Source organism: Methylobacterium sp. WL64 (assembly GCF_008039945.1).
Lineage (GTDB): Bacteria > Pseudomonadota > Alphaproteobacteria > Rhizobiales > Beijerinckiaceae > Methylobacterium.
The window spans coordinates 1-2387 of the sequence record NZ_VRVA01000260.1 but is presented as its reverse complement, the minus strand read 5'-3'; the positions used below and the strand labels follow the sequence as shown (position 1 = coordinate 2387).

Here is a 2387-nt window from a genome sequence, read left to right as displayed (position 1 = left end):
AATTAAATTTGCGAATAAATTCTGTTTTCGCCATCGCTATCATCAAAATTTATAGGTGGCCAAATAATGCCCCATTCAACCTGACTAGCAATTAACATATTACATTTAGAAACAGCGTTATTACGAATATAGCTCATTCTGTTTAACCATTTTCGATTATTTATAGCACCCGAAGATTTGATCTTTTACTCGTGGTCTTCAAACCAACTCTGAAATTCATCGACCTCCAGAGGACGAGCAAAGAAGTAGCCCTGGGCCTCGTCGCATTGCATCGCCAAAAGCAGATCGGCCGCCTCAACGGTCTCGATGCCTTCCGCTACCACACGGTAGCCGAGATCATGCGAGAGGCCGATCATCGAGCGCACGAGCGACATCTCCTTCTGGCCTTCGCTTAGTTTCAGTACGAAGCTTCGGTCGATCTTCACGACGTGGGCTGGCAGATCCTGAAGATAGGCGAGGCTGCTGTAGCCGGTGCCAAAATCATCGATCGCTAGGCGAACCCCGGCGGCGGCAAGCTCGTCCAACTGGCGCCGCGCGTTGATAGCATCCTGCATGATAGCGCTCTCAGTCACCTCCAACTCTAGTCGCTCCGGTTCCAGACCGAGCCGCTCAAGCGCGACCTGGACGGAATGGGCGAAATCCATTTCGTGCAGGTTGGCAGCCGAGACGTTGACCGAAATCACAATCTCACGCTTGGCGTCTCGCCAGCGACGCGCCTGCGCGAGGGCTGTTTCCAGAACGAAGGCCGTCATGGCTTGGGCGTGTGGTGAGTGCTCGATGACCGGGACGAACTCGCTGGGAGACACGGGGCCCAAGACCGGGTGGTTCCAGCGCAGCAGCGCTTCCGCGCCGATACATCGTCCCGTGGGCAGATCGATGCGCGGCTGGAACACTAGCCGCAACTGATCACCAGCAAGCAGTGCCAACCCGAAGTCCTGCAGCAGTCTGTATCGGCGATGATAGGCTTGATCGGCCGCGAGTGAATAGATGCCGACTAGATCGGGCGACATGCGGGCTTCCTGAACCGCGCCGTAGAGGGCTCGCAGTACGTCTTGCGGTCTGGTCGATCCGGGCGCAAAGACGGTCACACCGATGGCGCTGGTCATAAGCATTCCAGTGATGGAGCGCTGCTGCGCCTCCCTCTGTCCGTCCGTCAGCTGACGGACATAATCGTCTTGTCGGACTCCCGGAGGCGCCAGGAAGGCGAATTGCGTGGCCGCCGTGTGATAGAGCTTGAGCTCTCTACCGATGTCACGGTGTATTCCGCGCGCGGTGTCCCTGATTAAATCGTCGATGCGGCCCAGGCCCATGACGCGGGCATAGGCATTGATCTGTTCGGGACGCGCGAGATCGATGAGCACGGCAAGCCGAGCCTCGTCCGGACGCTCGGCCGCGAGATCGGACAGGTCATCAAGGAACTGGTTCCGGCTCGGCAGGCCGCTCAGCGGGTCGATCCGGCCGAAGGCATGCTGAAACTCGATCTGCGCCATGACCATCGCGGCCAAATCTTTCAGGGCGGCGACCTCGGCCTCAGTGGCAGCGCGCGGCTCAGTTCCTAAAACGCATAGGGCGCCGAGCCCGTAACCTTCGCGGGTCACCAGCGGCGCGCCGGCATAGAAGCGGATGCCGCTGCGGCCGAGCACGCTGTCGGCGTAGCAGGCATCTTTCTTGAAGTCGGGGATCACCAGAACGTCGGTGGTCTCAGCCACCTGTCCGCACGGCGCCTGTTCCCGCGGGATCGATGAATGCTCGACGCCGACGCGCGACTTGAACCATTGCCGGTCGCGGTCCGTCAGCGACACCGCTGAAATTGGCAGGTTGAAGATCTGGCTAGCCATCCGCGTGATGCGGTCGAAGCTCTCGCTCGGCGGCGTGTCGAGCAGGTCGTACTGTTGAAGTGCACTCAGGCGCGCTTCCTCGGAACGGTCCTTGTGTAAAATTTCAGACATAGTGCGACTGCAAGCCTTCGTGCGGCAAAGGTAAGGGCGGCGCTTTCACCCGACCTGAGCCTCATATCCCCCTGATCCATCTAACTGAAAAACCCTTGCCAAACTCTGTTTGTAGCAGGAAGGCGGCCTTACAGCATCAAAAAAGCGTGTCTTATAGCTGGATCGACTAGATCGTAACACGCAAAGGAGGAAAATTAACGGTATCTGAGCGATTTTCCGGGTTTGAAAGCGGCATTTCTCCTAGTGCCGAAAGCATAATTGCTGCTTGCCACCCTTTGCGGAGCCTCGGGCGGCCTAATCGCCCGCGACTTAGAGCGCCTAACAGAACCGTCTGATCTGGTTGAGAGTGATGAGGCTGGCGGCGAGGCTCGTGAAGGCCTCGTAGATGTCTGCGCGTCGCTCGTAGCGGATGGGCAATCGACGGAATCGGTTGAACCA

The 2387-nt window shown here is 58.1% G+C and carries 1 protein-coding gene and 1 pseudogene; both read right to left on the bottom strand.

The features are described from left to right. Positions 1-185 precede the first annotated feature (185 nt). On the bottom strand, positions 186-1949 hold the full coding sequence (locus tag FV242_RS33635) for an EAL domain-containing protein (protein WP_147941985.1): 1764 nt from the start codon (positions 1947-1949) through the stop codon (positions 186-188). A 318-nt stretch (positions 1950-2267) separates the two neighbouring features. After that, a pseudogene (locus FV242_RS33630) lies at positions 2268-2387 on the bottom strand (IS5/IS1182 family transposase); the annotation flags it as partial.

Coding starts and splice junctions, on each gene's coding strand:
- FV242_RS33635 (WP_147941985.1), bottom strand. CDS start 1,949: ATGTCTGAAATTTTACACAAGGACCGTTCCGAGGAAGCGCGCCTGAGT.